The sequence below is a fragment of the Rhodococcus sp. JCM 9793 genome, from assembly GCF_055380405.1.
Genome location: NZ_AP043721.1, coordinates 3175696 through 3190213, shown reverse-complemented (window position 1 = coordinate 3190213; position 14518 = coordinate 3175696). Strand labels below are relative to the sequence as shown.

At 67.3% G+C, this 14518-nt stretch carries 14 protein-coding genes; 5 read left to right on the top strand and 9 right to left on the bottom strand.

Annotation, left to right across the window (positions count from 1 at the left end; translation table 11 throughout):
- Nucleotides 1-177: 177 nt before the first annotated feature.
- The 4 genes from ACZ46K_RS16830 to ACZ46K_RS16815 all read left to right on the top strand — a co-directional run bounded on the left by ACZ46K_RS16830 (nucleotide 178) and on the right by ACZ46K_RS16815 (nucleotide 5483).
- Complete coding sequence (locus ACZ46K_RS16830) at nucleotides 178-1251, top strand: polyprenyl synthetase family protein (RefSeq protein WP_464743714.1); 1074 nt, start codon at nucleotides 178-180, stop codon at nucleotides 1249-1251.
- A complete protein-coding gene (crtI, locus tag ACZ46K_RS16825; protein ID WP_464743712.1) occupies nucleotides 1251-2792 on the top strand; it encodes a phytoene desaturase family protein in 1542 nt (513 codons plus the stop codon). The genes ACZ46K_RS16830 and crtI overlap by 1 nt, the downstream gene beginning before the upstream one ends.
- 145 nt (nucleotides 2793-2937) lie before the next feature.
- The gene (locus ACZ46K_RS16820) at nucleotides 2938-4503 is read left to right on the top strand and encodes an alpha-(1->6)-mannopyranosyltransferase A (protein ID WP_464743710.1); all 1566 of its coding nucleotides are present in this window, start codon (nucleotides 2938-2940) and stop codon (nucleotides 4501-4503) included.
- 8 nt (nucleotides 4504-4511) lie between these two features.
- Entirely contained in the window at nucleotides 4512-5483 is a 972-nt protein-coding gene (locus ACZ46K_RS16815) for a phytoene/squalene synthase family protein (protein WP_464743708.1), read from the top strand.
- Here ACZ46K_RS16815 and ACZ46K_RS16810 read toward each other — a convergent pair.
- Complete coding sequence (locus ACZ46K_RS16810) at nucleotides 5455-5826, bottom strand: Rv2175c family DNA-binding protein (RefSeq protein WP_054807260.1); 372 nt, start codon at nucleotides 5824-5826, stop codon at nucleotides 5455-5457. The genes ACZ46K_RS16815 and ACZ46K_RS16810 overlap by 29 nt on opposite strands.
- A 111-nt stretch (nucleotides 5827-5937) precedes the next feature.
- On the opposite strand from ACZ46K_RS16810, the gene pknB reads away from it, so the two are divergent.
- A complete protein-coding gene (pknB, locus tag ACZ46K_RS16805) occupies nucleotides 5938-7983 on the top strand; it encodes a Stk1 family PASTA domain-containing Ser/Thr kinase (protein ID WP_464743706.1) in 2046 nt (681 codons plus the stop codon).
- A gap of 63 nt (nucleotides 7984-8046) precedes the next feature.
- Here the strand turns inward: pknB and ACZ46K_RS16800 are convergent, their stop codons facing one another.
- From ACZ46K_RS16800 to ACZ46K_RS16765, 8 genes are all read right to left on the bottom strand, one after another.
- Nucleotides 8047-9432 (bottom strand): class II 3-deoxy-7-phosphoheptulonate synthase, encoded by a 1386-nt coding sequence (locus tag ACZ46K_RS16800; protein ID WP_464743704.1) that lies wholly within the window; start codon nucleotides 9430-9432, stop codon nucleotides 8047-8049.
- Nucleotides 9433-9477: 45 nt separating this feature from the next.
- Nucleotides 9478-9969, bottom strand: coding sequence for a polyadenylate-specific 3'-exoribonuclease AS (locus tag ACZ46K_RS16795; RefSeq protein ID WP_054810679.1), 492 nt, complete (start codon nucleotides 9967-9969; stop codon nucleotides 9478-9480).
- Between the two features lie 30 nt (nucleotides 9970-9999).
- Nucleotides 10000-10749: a lysophospholipid acyltransferase family protein gene (locus ACZ46K_RS16790; protein WP_464743702.1), complete on the bottom strand. Its 750-nt coding sequence runs from the start codon at nucleotides 10747-10749 to the stop codon at nucleotides 10000-10002.
- Between the two features lie 130 nt (nucleotides 10750-10879).
- Nucleotides 10880-11860 (bottom strand): ROK family protein, encoded by a 981-nt coding sequence (locus tag ACZ46K_RS16785; RefSeq protein WP_464743700.1) that lies wholly within the window; start codon nucleotides 11858-11860, stop codon nucleotides 10880-10882.
- 17 nt (nucleotides 11861-11877) lie between these two features.
- Nucleotides 11878-12291 (bottom strand): hypothetical protein, encoded by a 414-nt coding sequence (locus ACZ46K_RS16780; RefSeq protein WP_464743698.1) that lies wholly within the window; start codon nucleotides 12289-12291, stop codon nucleotides 11878-11880.
- Nucleotides 12288-13490, bottom strand: coding sequence for an ArsA family ATPase (locus tag ACZ46K_RS16775; protein WP_464749359.1), 1203 nt, complete (start codon nucleotides 13488-13490; stop codon nucleotides 12288-12290). Before ACZ46K_RS16775 ends, ACZ46K_RS16780 begins: the two co-directional genes overlap by 4 nt.
- 35 nt (nucleotides 13491-13525) lie before the next feature.
- Complete coding sequence (locus ACZ46K_RS16770) at nucleotides 13526-13963, bottom strand: SRPBCC family protein (RefSeq protein ID WP_464743697.1); 438 nt, start codon at nucleotides 13961-13963, stop codon at nucleotides 13526-13528.
- Between the two features lie 122 nt (nucleotides 13964-14085).
- Nucleotides 14086-14481 (bottom strand): hypothetical protein, encoded by a 396-nt coding sequence (locus ACZ46K_RS16765; RefSeq protein ID WP_054807603.1) that lies wholly within the window; start codon nucleotides 14479-14481, stop codon nucleotides 14086-14088.
- Nucleotides 14482-14518 lie beyond the last annotated feature (37 nt).

Genomic DNA, 14518 nt, shown 5'->3' with positions numbered 1-14518 from the left:
CACTGGACCCCCTGAAATCGAATACCACGCATCCAGCATAGGGTGCGCCGACCAGCGACCGGCCACCGGCGACGACGAACGACGCCGGATAGGCTCGGTGTCGGTACCGCGCGACCCGTCTCGCGGCACGCGAAGCATTCGACCAGGAGGAATCCCCTGTCCACCGGACCCGCACCTGTGCCCACCGCTCCGCTCCCCGAACTCGTCGAAGAGGCGCTACGGGAGTTCTTCGACTCCAAGGCTCCCATCGTGGGAGCCGTCGGTGGAGGCTACCGAGAGGCGGTGTCCGCCCTCGAATCGTTCGTTCTCCGCGGAGGTAAGCGGGTTCGGCCGTCGTTCGCCTGGTCCGGGTGGCTGGGTGCCGGTGGCGATCCGACCGGGCCGCACGCCGACGCTGTGTTGCGCGCATGCTCGGCACTCGAGCTGGTCCAGGCCGGCGCGCTGATCCACGACGACATCATCGATGCGTCCACCACGCGGCGCGGCTTCCCCACCGTGCATGTCGACTTCGCCGGACTGCATCGCAACAACGGCTGGCGTGGAGGGCCTGCGGAGTTCGGGCAGGCCGTCGCGATCCTGCTCGGCGATCTCGCATTGGTGTGGGCGGATGACATGGTCCGCGAAGCCGGACTCGACAGCGCAGCGGCAACGCGACTCGGTCCTGTCTGGTCGGCCATGCGCACCGAGGTCCTCGGCGGCCAATATCTCGACATTGCCGGTGAGGCCGCCGCGGACGAGTCGGTCGAGGCTGCCGCCCGTGTCAACCGGTTCAAGACCGCCGCGTACACGATCGAGCGGCCGCTGCATCTCGGCGCCGTTCTGGCCGGCGCCGACGAGCAGTTGATCGACGCGTACCGCCGTTTCGGCACCGACATCGGTCTTGCATTCCAGCTGCGCGACGACCTCCTCGGCGTCTTCGGCGATCCGGCGGTCACGGGAAAGCCGTCCGGCGACGATCTGCGCGCCGGCAAGCGCACCGTGTTGTACGCGCTGGCGCTCGACGCTGCAGATGCCGGCGACCCGGTCGCAGCCGCGACCTTGAGAAACGCGATCGGCACCGATCTGAGCGATGAACAGGTGGAGCGGATACGGGACGTGCTCGTCGAGGTCGGCGCGGTCGACGAAGTCGAGCAGCAGATCACCGACCTCACCGAGCGTGCGTTCGCGGCGCTCGAGTCCTCGGGCGCGACCGACGAGGGCTCAGCACTCCTGCGGGAGGCGGCATTGGCCGCGACACGGCGCGCGGCCTGATGGCGGTCCGTACCGTTCCCGACGCGCAGCAGGTGGTCGTGGTGGGTGCGGGACTGGCGGGACTGTCCGCGGCCCTGCACCTGCGTGGCGCCGGGCGAGAGGTGACCGTGCTCGAACGCTGCGATTCGGTGGGTGGCCGCGTAGGCGTCCACACCGGCCCCGGCTACGAGATCGACAACGGGGCGACCGTCCTGACGATGCCCGAGCTCATCGACGACGCGCTCGCCGCCGTCGGTACCGACGCAGCTACCGTGCACCCGCCTCTGCGCACCACCCGCCTCTCCCCCGCTTATCACGCCCGGTTCGCCGATGGCAGCACGCTCGACGTGCACTCCGATCCGGCCTCGATGGTCGCCGAGATCACCCGGGTGTGCGGCGCGGACGAGGCGCGTCGTTATCTGACGTTGCGGCGATGGCTGGCAGACATTTTCGACGCCGAATTCGATCGGTTCATGAACGCCAACTTCGATTCGCCGCTCGACCTGGTCTCTTCACCGGCCGCCGTGCGCGATCTGTGCAGACTCCTCCGGCTCGGTGGATTCGGCAGGCTCGGCGCGCAGGTGAACCGTCGGATCCGCGACCCTCGGTTGCAGAAGGTGTTCACTTTCCAGTCGTTGTATGCGGGAGTGACACCGGCACGCGCCCTCGCGGTGTACGGCGCCATCCCGCACATGGACACTTCGCTCGGCGTCTACGCCGTGGGCGGAGGGATGCGCACCGTGGCCCGCGCGATGGCCGACGCCTTCGTGCGCGCGGGCGGCCGGCTGCATCTCGGTGCCGATGTCACCGAACTGCAGTTCGACCGTGATCGCGTCACCAGCGTGCACACCTCGGACGGCACCCGCTTTCCGTGCGACGCCGCAGTGCTGACGCCCGATCTGCCCGTGATCGACGCCCTCCTGCCCGCCCCTCGACGTCGACGGACACGTGCATCCCCGTCCGCCGTGGTCCTGCACGGCACCGTGCCCACCGCGGTCAGCCGGACGTGGTCGGCCGCGCACCACCACGTCATCGAGTTCGGTGCACGGTGGGAAGGCACCTTCCGCGACATCACCGCGCGGCGGGGCCGTGGGAGGCTGATGACCGATCCGTCACTGCTCGTCACCCGGCCCGCACTGTCCGATCCCGGTCTACTGTTCCGCCGCGACGGAGCCGAGCACGAACCACTGTCGGTACTCGCGCCCTGCCCCAATCTCGAGAGTGCACCCATCGCGTGGGACGCGCTGGCCGGTCCGTACTCCAGGGAACTGCTGTCGGTGCTCGACGCACGCGGATACGCGGGAATCATCTCGGGGTTCGACGTCGATCACATCGACACGCCCACGACGTGGGCAGCTCAGGGAATGTCTGCGGGAAGCCCGTTCGGAGGCGCCCACGTGTTCCGGCAGACGGGCCCCTTCCGTCGCCGCAATCTCGATCCGCGCTATCCCAACATCGTTCTCGCAGGGTCCGGAACCGTGCCTGGTGTCGGGGTTCCCACGGTGTTGTTGTCGGGTCGTCTCGCGGCCGAGAGACTCGGTGTCACCCGTCATCGGCACTGAGGTGTCAACCGGCATCCGCACTGAGGTGCACGCCACGCCGACACCGAGGCGAGCGCGCCGCGTTTTCCGACTCCACTAAACTGTGTCATCGTTCTTGTCAGTTGTGCCCAGCACCGACGCGACTTCCGGGGGAGGAATCGTACCCATGTCGTCCCCTGCCTCTTCCGAAGCCGATCCGGAGGATCTGCCGACAACCGAACCGGCAACGGTCGTCACGTCGCACGAACCGATCGATCCACGTCGACGTCCGACCGATTTCCTTCGTGGGCCCGCCGGTAATGCGGCACTCCTCGGGGCCTGCGGAGCCGCCTTCGTGACCTTCGGCAGCTTCGGCGCAGGCAGCGTGCGCCGCGTCGACCCGCTGCTCGAGGACGTGTACCTGTCGTGGCTGCGATTCGGGCACGGTCATCTGCTCTCCACGATCATCATCTGGATCGGTGTCCTGTTGATGATCGGCGCATGGGTCCGGCTGGGGCGTGCTGTACTCGCCGACCACGCATCGGTCCGCGACCTCTGGAAAGTCCTGCCCGCGTGGACCGTGCCGCTGCTGGTCGCGACCCCGATGTTCAGCCGGGACGCCTACTCGTACCTCGCCCAGGGCGCGATGTTGCGCGAGGGGTTCGATCCGTACTCGGAAGGTCCCGTCGTAAACCCGGGTCTGTTGCTCGACAACGTCAGCAACGTCTGGACCACGACGACCACCCCGTACGGTCCGGTACATCTGATGCTCGGCGCCGGAATCACATCGATCACCGGCGACAACGTCGTGACCGGCACGTGGCTGTGGCGGCTGCTGATGCTGCCCGGCCTGGTGCTCATGGCCTGGGGTGTGCCCCGACTCGCACGTCGCATGGGTGGCAATCCGACCGTGGCATTGTGGCTGGCGGTCCTCAACCCGCTCGTCCTCGTACACCTCGTCGGGGGTGTCCACAACGAACTGCTCATGGTCGGGCTGATGCTCGCCGGGATCGTGCTCGTGCTCGAAGGACGTCATCTCAGCGGCTTCGCTCTGGTGTCGCTGGCTGCCGCGATCAAGGCCACCGCCGGACTCGCACTACCGTTCCTGGTGTGGGTGTGGATGATCCACGAACGCGACCGCGCACTCGCCGAGGGACGCGAACCCGCCTCCCCGATCAAGTTGTTCACCAAAGCCGCAGGCACCGGGATCGCAGTGTTCGCGGTCGTGTTCGGCGGTACCTCGTTGATGGCCGGCGTCGGAATCGGATGGCTCACAGCGCTGTCCGGCTCGTCGAAGATCATCAACTGGTTGTCGCTTCCGACGATGATGGGCCATGCGGTCACGTGGTTCACGCCGTGGCGCCTGGGTTCCGTTCTCGAAGTGACACGGATGCTCTGCATGATCGCTCTCGGAGTCATCCTGGTCTACGCGTGGTGGCGCTTCCGCCGCACCGAACGCGATGCCGTACTCGGCATCGTCATCGCGCTCACCGCCGTGACACTGTTGTCGCCGGCCGCGTTGCCCTGGTACTACTCATGGCCGTTGGTCGTGGCGGCGGCATTCACGATGTCGACACGGACCCTGATGGTCCTCGTCGCGTTGTCGACGTGGCTGATGCTGATCTTCAACCCGGACGGCTCGATCGGGATGTACAACATCGCGCATGTTGCAGTCGCCGTGTTCGCTGCGGTCGTCGCCGCGCTGTCATTGCGCAGCCCCGATCCGCTGCATCTGCGCGCGGCCGCGCGGTGAGCTCGGGTGTGCCGACACCACCTACTTCGGCCGAGTCCGATTCGGTGGCACCCGACCATCTGGACGAAGCGTTCCGGCTCTGTGCGTCGCTGACCGCTGAGCACGGTCGCACCTACGACCTCGCGGCGCGACTACTGCCGGAGCCGCGCCGACGCGCTGTGCACGCCCTGTACGGTTTCGCGCGCATCGTCGACGACATCGTCGACGTAGACCACGTCGACGATCCCGCCGCGGCTGCACGGGCAGTCGACGGCGCAGATGCACGCCTCCATGCCGCCCTCGACGGCAACCCCGGGGCGCCCGACCCGACCGGACTGGTCGTGCGGGCTCTCGCGGCGACCATCGACCGTTACGAGATCCCGGTGGCGTACTTCAACGCATTCCTCCGGTCGATGCGCATGGACATTCCAGGCACCGCCGAGCACCGTGTCCGGTATCGCGACATGGACGAGCTGCGCGAGTACATGCACGGGTCGGCCGCCGTGATCGGTCTGCAATTGCTCCCCGTGTTCGGCGTCGACGACGTCGACCGTGCCGGGCCGTATGCGAGTGCCCTGGGCGAGGCCTTCCAGCTCACCAATTTCATCCGCGATGTCGGTGAGGACCTCGACCGTGGCCGCGTGTACCTGCCCACCGATCTGTGGTCGGCGTTCGGTGTCGACGACAATCTGCTGCGCGCCGGTCGGAGTCGGCGTCACCTCGACCCCCGGGTGCGGCGTGCCCTCGCCCACGCCGTGGCGTTGACGAGGGATCGGTATCGCAGGGCCGAACCCGGATTGGACCTGCTGCCTCGCCGAATCCGACCGGGAATCCGCACCGCGTTCGTGCTGTACGGGCGGATCCTCGACGAGGTCGAGCACAGCGGTTACCGGGTACTCGACCGACGTGTGACGGTCCCGCGCCGCACGCGGGTGTCCGTCGCGCTGGCCCAGGCCGTCTCGGGCGTGTGCGTCAGAAGGCCGACGCCTGAGCTCGCCTGATCACTTCCCTCATCGAATCGGTGTGCAGCGCGCTGATGGAGTTTCCTCCGGGAAGTGTGTCGTCCGCTCGGAACATCCATTCCAGGATCTCCTCGTCGGTGAACCCTCCGTCGTGGAGCACCGCGATGAGTCCGGGAAGTCCCTTGACGATCGCTCCCGTGTCGTCGAAGAACACCTCGGGCACGACGGGAACGCGGTCGCGTTTGAGCGCCAGCAGCCGGCGGTCACGCAACAGCTGATGAACGCGGGTGATGGCAAGATCGAGTTGCTTGGCCACATCGACGAGTTGCAACACCGGCACGGTGCGGTCAAGGACGTCGTCGCAGTACGGAATAGTGCTCACGGTTCCACCGTATCGCCGATGCGCGGAGGGCACGTACGCGCCCGCCTGCCGGCGCCATGACTACGATCGACAAGGACGAAATCGGGACACAGAGACACGGGGGTACACCGGGTGACCGCTGGAGGCGACCACATGGTCGGCAAGCTCCTCGACCGGCGCTATCTGATCGAAGCACGGATTGCCCGCGGTGGCATGTCCACCGTGTACCGCGCCACTGATCAACGCCTCGATCGGCCGGTCGCGGTGAAGGTCATGGACCACCAGTTCGCTGCCGACCCCCAGTTCCTCGCACGGTTCGAGTTCGAGGCCCGGTCCGTGGCGAGACTCAACCACCCGGGTCTCGTGGCAGTGTACGACCAGGGACAGGACGGCGACGACGTGTTCCTCGTCATGGAACTCGTCGAAGGTGGCACGCTCCGCGAGCTGCTGCGCGAACGCGGGCCCATGCCCCCTCACGCCGCGGCCGCAGTGGCAGTGCCCGTACTCGGAGCCCTCGCGGTGGCCCATCGGGCCGGTCTCGTGCACCGCGACGTCAAGCCCGAGAACATCCTGGTCTCCAGGCACGGTGAGGTGAAGATCGCCGATTTCGGCCTCGTCCGTGCCGTCGCGGCCGCAAATACGACGTCGCGTAGTGTGATCTTGGGTACGGCCGCGTACCTCTCGCCTGAGCAGGTCACGACCGGCAATGCCGACGCGCGCAGCGACGTGTACTCGTCCGGCGTGCTGATGTTCGAGATGCTCACCGGACGCACCCCCTTCACCGGCGACACGTCACTATCCGTCGCCTACCAGCGTGTCGAGAAGGACGTACCTGATCCGGGTACGTGGATCGACGGTGTCCCGGAGGAGTTCGACACTCTCGTCCGTCGCGCGACCGAACGTGAACCGAGCGAACGGTACGCCGACGCCGGTGCGATGGCCGACGCCCTCACCGACCTGAGCGACGCGCTCGATCTTCCCCGCTACCGTGTCCCGGCGCCCCGGAAATCCGCGACCACGGCGCAGGTCCCGGTCGCGGTACCCGCAACGCCGTCGCCGACCGAGGGGAGCTCTGTTCCCGAGACAACCGTGATCAGGCCGGCCGCCGCAACCACTGCGGATGCTGCACCTACCGCGGTCCATCGGGCTGCGGCTCCGCCGGCCGAGCAGGTCCACGAGCAATCACAGCACACCAAGATCGTCACGCGGGAACACGCCCGACCCGACCTCCAGGAGGGGCACGACGCAGGCCTCGCGGCCGGTGGCGGCACGAAGGTCGACTACCGCGCGAAACGACGCACCGCCCGGAGGGCCACCACCGGCTGGATTATCGGGATCGTCGTACTCGCGCTGATCATGGGCCTGGCCGGATGGTGGCTCGGGTCGGGGCGGATGATCGACATTCCTGCGGTGCAGGGCATGGATCGCGCCGCGGCCGCCGCAGCCGTCGAGACTGCAGGCGCAACCGTGGAGACCCGCGGTGAATACTCGGATGCGATTCCGATCGACACGGTGCTCGGTACCGATCCGGCGGCGGGCTCGCAGGTCCCACGTGGCGACACCGTCGCACTGCTGGTGTCGTTGGGGCGTCCGACGGTGCCGGGGGTCCCCGGTGGAGGCGACCGGAACACGATCGAGGACGAATTGCGACGCCGCACGTTCGAACCCGTCGACGGCGGGACGGCGTTCAGCGCGTCGGTTCCGGAGGGGGCTGTCGCAGCGCTCGATCCCGCGCCGGGCACGGTCCTGCCGGTCGGCGCGAAGGTCGAGGTGATCATCAGCAAGGGTGCAGCCCCGGTCGAGCTTCCGGATCTGTTGGGCCTGACGGTCGACGCTGCGCGCGCAGCGCTCGAGAAGGTCGGACTGACCGTTCAGGACGAACGGGAAGTGTTCGATCCCGACGTCGATGCGGGCCGGGTGTCGGGAAGCGATCCGGCCGAGGGCGACCTGGTCGGTCCGGGCGGCACCGTGACTCTGCTCGTATCGAACGCGGTGAAGGTGCCGTCGATGATGGGGCGCTCGGTCGGGTCGTCCCGCGAGGAACTGGAGAGGTTGGGGCTGGGTGTGGAAGTGCGGCAGCTCGCCGACTCCGACCGGTCCATCGTGATCGGACAGAGTCCGGGCGCCTCTAGTCGAACCGAACCGGGCAGCACGGTCGTGCTGACCGCCGTGCCCTGAACCGTTCCGCTCCCCGGCCCTGGCGGCCCGGCCGCATATGGGCGACCGGGCCGTTCCATCGGTTCAGCCCCGCAGCATCTCGGCGACGAGGAATGCCAGCTCGATGGACTGCTGGGTGTTCAGTCGTGGATCGCACGCGGTTTCGTACCGGCCGTGCAGGTCCACGTCGGAGATGTCCTGGGCACCGCCGAGACATTCGGTGACGTCTTCCCCGGTCAGTTCGATGTGGATTCCGCCCGGGTGGGTGCCCAGTGCCCTGTGCACTTCGAAGAAGCCTTGGACCTCGTCGACGATCCGGTCGAAGTGACGGGTCTTGTACCCGGTCGACGACTCGTGGGTGTTTCCGTGCATCGGGTCGCACTGCCAGATGACCTTGTGCCCGGTGGCTTCGACGGCCTCGATGATGCCGGGCAGCAGGTCGCGGACCTTCGAGTGCCCCATCCGCGAGATCAGGGTCAGCCGGCCGGGCTTGTTGTGGGGGTCGAGGCGTTCGACGTACTCCACGGCCATCTCCGGGGTGGTGCTGGGGCCGACCTTCAGGCCGATCGGGTTGGAGAGCAGCTCAGCGAAGGCGATATGTGCGCCGTCGAGCTGGCGAGTGCGATCGCCGATCCACAGGAAGTGTGCTGAGAGATCGTACAGGCGGGGTTCGTCTCCGGTCGTATCGAGACGCAGCATCGCGCGCTCGTAGTCGAGCACGAGCGCTTCGTGACTTGCGTAGATCGTCGCGGCGCGCAAGTTCGGGTCGATGACACCGCAGGCGTCCATGAACCGGAGGCCACGGTCGATCTCGGAGGCGAGTGCCTCGTAGCGGGCTCCGGCAGGCGACGACGAGACGAATTCGCGATTCCAGTCGTGGACGCGGTGCAGGTCGGCTTCACCACCGGAGGTGACCGCACGGACCAGGTTCATCGCGGCGCTGGCGTTGGCGTAGGCCCGGACCAATCGTGACGGATCGTGCACGCGGACAGCGGCGTCGGCGACGATGGAGTTCACCATGTCGCCGCGGTACGACTGCAGCCCGAGTGCATCGGTGTCGGACGAGCGCGGCTTGGCGTACTGCCCGGCAATGCGCGCGACCTTGACCACGGGGGTCGATGCACCGTAGGTCAGGACGACGGCCATCTGCAGCAAGGTGCGGATGTTGCCCTTGATGTGGGGTTCGGTGTTGTCCATGAACGTCTCGGCGCAGTCACCGCCCTGAAGCAGGAAGGCTTCGCCCCGCGCCACGGCCGCGAGTTGGTTCTGCAGTTCTTCGACCTCGCGGGGCACCGTGATCGGCGGCACGCTCTCGAGGACGGTCCGCATCGCCTCGGCCTGGTCTTCGGGCCAACTCGGCTGCTGCAACGCGGGCTTCGACAACGCGACGTCGAGCTTTTCGCGCAGTTCCGAGGGCAGCGGCGGAAGTTCGGGCAAGCGGTCGATCGGTACGTCGACAGTCCAGTTCACTCCACCAGGATATGGCCCCGGCCGTCGACCGTCACACAGACCCGGTCATCGGGCGCGGCGGGCAACCTCGATTGCATCGAACTTCGCGAGATTGTGGCGGGCGTCGGTGAGCGCGTCGTGGTTGTCGTCGGGTACCGACGGGAGTGGTGGGGATCCGTGCTGTTCCCAGTGCTGACGAAGTTCACGGGTGAATCGGGGCAACACATCGGGCAACTCCGGCATGGATCCCCACAGCTGGACCAGCGCTACGTGGTCGTATGCACCTATCCACGCCCACAGCTCGGGCCGAATGCCCACCCGGGGGACGAGAAACTTCAGAAGGTCGTCGCGGATGCGGCTCCGCGGCTTCCAGGCCGGGTGGCTCGGGTTCGGTAGCTTGGGAAGGACATTGCGGCGAACCCACGGGCCGGCACGTTCGGGGTCGAATTCAGTGGACACCGCATAGAACTCACGGCCGTCCTCACACACGACACCGATCGACACGAGTTCGATGGTGCGTCCATCCTCGATGAACTCGCAGTCGTAGAAGTAGCGCACGTGGTCACATTATGCCCGGAGCACCATGCGTCACCCAGCCTGGGTGTCGGGCATGCGATCGGCATCGGATGTGACGGCCGGTTCGGCCGGGGCGGTCGTACCCTGCGGCGACGTGTCCTTCAGGGAGGCAGCGTAGACGTCGACATATTCCTGACCGGCCAGTTGCATGAGTGAGTACATCACTTCGTCGGTGACGGTGCGCTCGACGAAGCGGTTCCCGCCCATACCCTCGAAACGGGAGAAATCGATCGGCTCGCCTACTCGGACCGTGATCTTGGCCGGCTTCCACATCTTGGAGCCGATCGGGTTCATCTTGTCGGTACCGATCATCGCGACAGGAATGACCGGCACTCCGGTCTCGAGCGCGAGACGCGCCAGGCCGGTCTTGCCCTTGTACAGACGGCCGTCCGGGGAGCGGGTGCCCTCCGGGTAGATGCCGAGCAGTTTGCCCTGGGACAGCACCCGAACGCCGGCGTTGAGTGCGTCCTGCGCGGCGTCCGCACCCGTCCTGTCGATCGGGACCTGACCGACGGCGGAGAAGAACCAGCGCTGGAAACCTCCCTTGAGCCCGGTGCCGGTGAAGTACTCGCTCTTCGCAAGGAAAGTGATCCGCCGCTTCGCCAGCAGCGGCAAGTAGAACGAGTCGAGCACAGCGCGATGGTTGCTGGCGAGAATGGCGGGCCCACCGGTCGGGATGTTCTCCCCGCCTTCGAGCTTGGGCCTACCCATGAGCCAGAGCAGTGGGCCCAGCAGGACGTACTTGAACAGCCAGTACCACATGGCAGACCTTCCCGGGATAGTCGACGCGGGCTCACCAAGCCCGCCGGTCGACTCTACGTCGCTCCGAGGGTCACACGCACGCCGCAGACGTGCCCGGCTCCACGCGAACCCGCACGAAGTGACAAGAATCTCACGATGAAGTCGTTTCGTGATTCGCTGCCATCGACCGGCGGGCGAGGTCTGCGGCACCGATCAAGCCGGCGGCATCCCCCAGCTGCGCGGCACGTACCCGGGCAAGGGGTCGGTGGCCGGCACCGGTCGAAGCAGCGGCGTAATGCTCTCGTGCGTCATCGAGGAACAGCGACGCCGACCCCGACACTCCCCCACCGACCACGATGAGTTCGGGGTCGTACACATCGGCGACGATCGACAACCCCAGCCCCAGCCACCGGGCGAACTCGGCCATGGCCGCCAACGCGAGCGGGTCACCGTCCTGCGCGGCGCCCGCGATCCGTCGGCCGGTCAGCGATCCCGGATCCGCAGCGGTTCCGGCGACCAGCTGCGAACGGCCGGGTTCGGCGGCGAGCATATCGACGGCGATGTCGACCAGAGCGGTGCCGCTGCAGTATCGCTCCCAACACCCCCGTTTACCGCAGGGACAAGGCCTGCCGCCGGGTACGACCTGCAGGTGACCGAGTTCGGGTGCAACGCCGTGAGCGCCTCGGAAGATCCGACCGTCCAGCATCAGCGCGGCACCGATACCTGTCCCGAGCGCCACCAGCACCGCGATACGGCTGCCTGCGGCAGCGCCGAACCGGTATTCGGCCCAGCCCGCTGCGTTCCCGTCGTGTTCGAGGATCACCCGTAGCCCGAAGCGGTCTGTGAGTCGATCTGCGATCGGCGCGTCGACCCACGGGAGGTGCGGGGCGAACCGGACGGTGCGACAGTCTGCGGTGAGGAATCCGGCGACCGCCAGCCCCACCGCCGAGACGTCGTTTCGGTCGACGAGCTGCCGGACGACCCGATGCAGAGCGTCCTCGAGCACCGGCGCCGATCCGGGGGTCGGCGCACGAGCGGAGTCGATCACCGCTCCGGATGCATCGACCACCGCGGCTCGGATACTCGTGCCGCCCACATCGATACCGATCGTGGGCCGTTCGGATTCAGCCATATCGCCAGTGTCCGCTGTCAGGGGCGGATGGTGACGGAGATGGGCATGAAACCGCCTCGGTCGGAGGCGCCCGGAGACGACGGGCCGTCCGGGCCGACGTCGGGCTCGGTGCGGGAAGGCGGGAGAAAACGGGCCACCAGTTCTCGGATGACCGCGATCAACGCGGCGAGTTGCGACGCCAGCTTCGTGATCAGCTCGTGGCTCTCCCCGCGGACGAGAGCCGCGACCGCGCACAGCGGGCACCAGGTGCAACCACCGGCAGGCGCAGGCGTCTCGGCGGTTGCCTCGTTCGGTGGGGCATCGGTGCGCACGTCACCGTGTTGCGCACCGTCCTGCGCGGCCACCTGCTCGACCAGCGCCTCGACACGGTCGAGGACTGTGTCGGCGAGGACCCTCAGGTCCGCCAAGAGCGCGTCATGATCCGAACTCACTGCGGCCACACCGCCGGATCCGGGACGAAGCGCAACAACAGATCGGTTCCGTCGAACTCCGCCTCCGACACCGTGCAGCGACGCAGACCGGATGCCAGACGCAGCCTGCGACGAATGCCGTCGGCCCCCACGACGAGGTCGTCGTCGACCCGGCCGAGCGTGAGCGACGACGGATCGGCGAGCGGGAGATGCATCCGCATCGTGTACACCGCGTCCACCCCTGTTCCCGTGTCGTGACTGATCCGGACCGGTTCGACATCGCTCCCCTGCTGCGACGGATCCCGGTCGTCTCGGTGGCGCTGCGCCATCTCACCGATGGACGTCATCTCACCGAGCGAGAGCAAGCCTATCGGTTCGCTGCCCCGGCGCTCGCACACGGCGACCGGCGTCTCGGTGACCTGCTCACGGATCTCATCGACGACGGCACACTGCGCAGCGCGCGCGGACGCGATCCACTGGGCGGCAGGCCCGTCCTCGCCGAGGTCGGGTAGGACTCCGTTCACGATGACAGCGTCGAGCCGGATGGTGGCCATCGCGGTCCAGGAGCGAAGTCGGCGCAGCTCGGCGAATCCCGCGCGGTCCGGAGTGGTGACGAGTGTCGCACCGGTTCGGGCGCGGTCGTCGAGCAGGTCGCGCACCGCACCCAGTCCTCCGAGGATCCGGTCGTAGAGGACCACGACCGCCATCAGGCGCGGGTCCTGTCCGGTCGCAGCGGCAATCCTGCTGTGCTGCGGCCATATTCGGTCCATGTAGTCGAAGAACGTGCGGGACGACGAGATCATCCGGAACCCGTCGGCCGATGCCGGTGCATCGACGATCACGGTGTGCCACTGTCCGTCGTCGGCCAGACGGGCCACCTCGGTGAGCGCGAGAAGTTCCTGCACTGCAGGTAGACCGATGAGCTCTTCGGGAGCCGGCAGATCGAACTGTCCGGCATGCTCGTGTCCCCCCGCGACCGTCGCGAGTCGATGCAGAGTCGCATAGCCCTGCTCGAGCAGGCCGAGCGAATCGATCTCGAGCATGTCGAGGCCGTCGGTCACAGGCGTCACACCGGTGTGCGTGTCGACGGCGAGGACATCGGCGAGCGAGTGTGCCTGATCGATCGAGACCAGGAGCACGGAGCCGTCGGCGCGCGCGATGTCAAGCGCCGTTGCCGCAGCGAGGGTGGTTTTGCCCGCCCCTCCCTTACCGAGAAACAGTCGAACACGCGCGGGCGGCGTCCCCTGTTCGGCGTTCAGCCTTCCACCTTCTTCTTCAGCTCTTTGAGTGCGGTGTCGGTGATCACTTTCTCGGCCTTCCTCTTGAACAGGCCGATCATCGGGATCGTCAGATCCACGGTCAGTTCGTAGTCGACCACGGTGCCACCGCCCGGGGCATCACCGAGTACGTAGCTTCCGGATTGCGCCTTCTGGATCTCGCCGCTCTCGAGATTCCAGCTGACTGCCCGGCCGTCCGGCGCCCAGCGGTATCGCAGGACATAAGTGTCCTTGACGATCCCCGCGTCGAGCACGAACCGGACTGTCTCCGCGCGGCCGTCGGGCCGGCGCGCGAGTACCTCGACGGTCTCGGCCGCCTCCACCCAGGTGGGATAGGCGTCGAAGTCCGCGATCACGGCCATCACTTGATCTGCCGGCGCATCGATCGTGATCGACCTCTTGGTCTTCTCGGCCATTCGACGAAGACTCCTTTTCAGTCCGTCCCGTGTACTGAAGGTGCGCGGCGGTCTCCATCACCGGAGTGCCGATACCGACGCCGTTGTCTACCACACACCGTATCGACACGGTATCGGGCCGCTCAGGGCCGGTCGCGCGGAGCCTCACCGGCGGGTCGTCCCGCTTCGAGGCGAGCCTTGACCTCGAAGGTCATCTTCTTCCCGGCAACTCTGCGCTCCCGGTTCATCACCGCCAGGTCGAGTTCCGCAACGCGGTCGGGCGCGACGCCGGTCGGCTCGCAGTGCAGGAAGTAATGGATGATCGCACCGTCGAGAGAGGGTTCGAGCCACACTTCCATCGTCCCGGTGAGCGGACCGGACACCGCCCATCGGATTCCCTGATCCGCTCGGTCCTCGCGGACTGTCACCGCGAGATCCGGCCACCACACCCGCCAGCGGTCCGGCGCCGCGATTTCTGCCGCGATGCGAACGGGGTCTGCCGCGACGAAGGTCTGGTCCGACACCTGAATGCTGCTCACGCCGGACAGCTTCACATACTGGGCGCTCCCCTGTTTC

Excerpts from the sequence above, each read along its gene's own strand:
- ACZ46K_RS16820 (WP_464743710.1), top strand. The coding sequence starts at position 2,938 with ATGTCGTCCCCTGCCTCTTCCGAAGCCGATCCGGAGGATCTGCCGACA.
- ACZ46K_RS16770 (WP_464743697.1), bottom strand. The coding sequence starts at position 13,963 with ATGGCCGAGAAGACCAAGAGGTCGATCACGATCGATGCGCCGGCAGAT.
- crtI (WP_464743712.1), top strand. The coding sequence starts at position 1,251 with ATGGCGGTCCGTACCGTTCCCGACGCGCAGCAGGTGGTCGTGGTGGGT.
- ACZ46K_RS16785 (WP_464743700.1), bottom strand. The coding sequence starts at position 11,860 with ATGGCTGAATCCGAACGGCCCACGATCGGTATCGATGTGGGCGGCACG.
- ACZ46K_RS16790 (WP_464743702.1), bottom strand. The coding sequence starts at position 10,749 with ATGTGGTACTGGCTGTTCAAGTACGTCCTGCTGGGCCCACTGCTCTGG.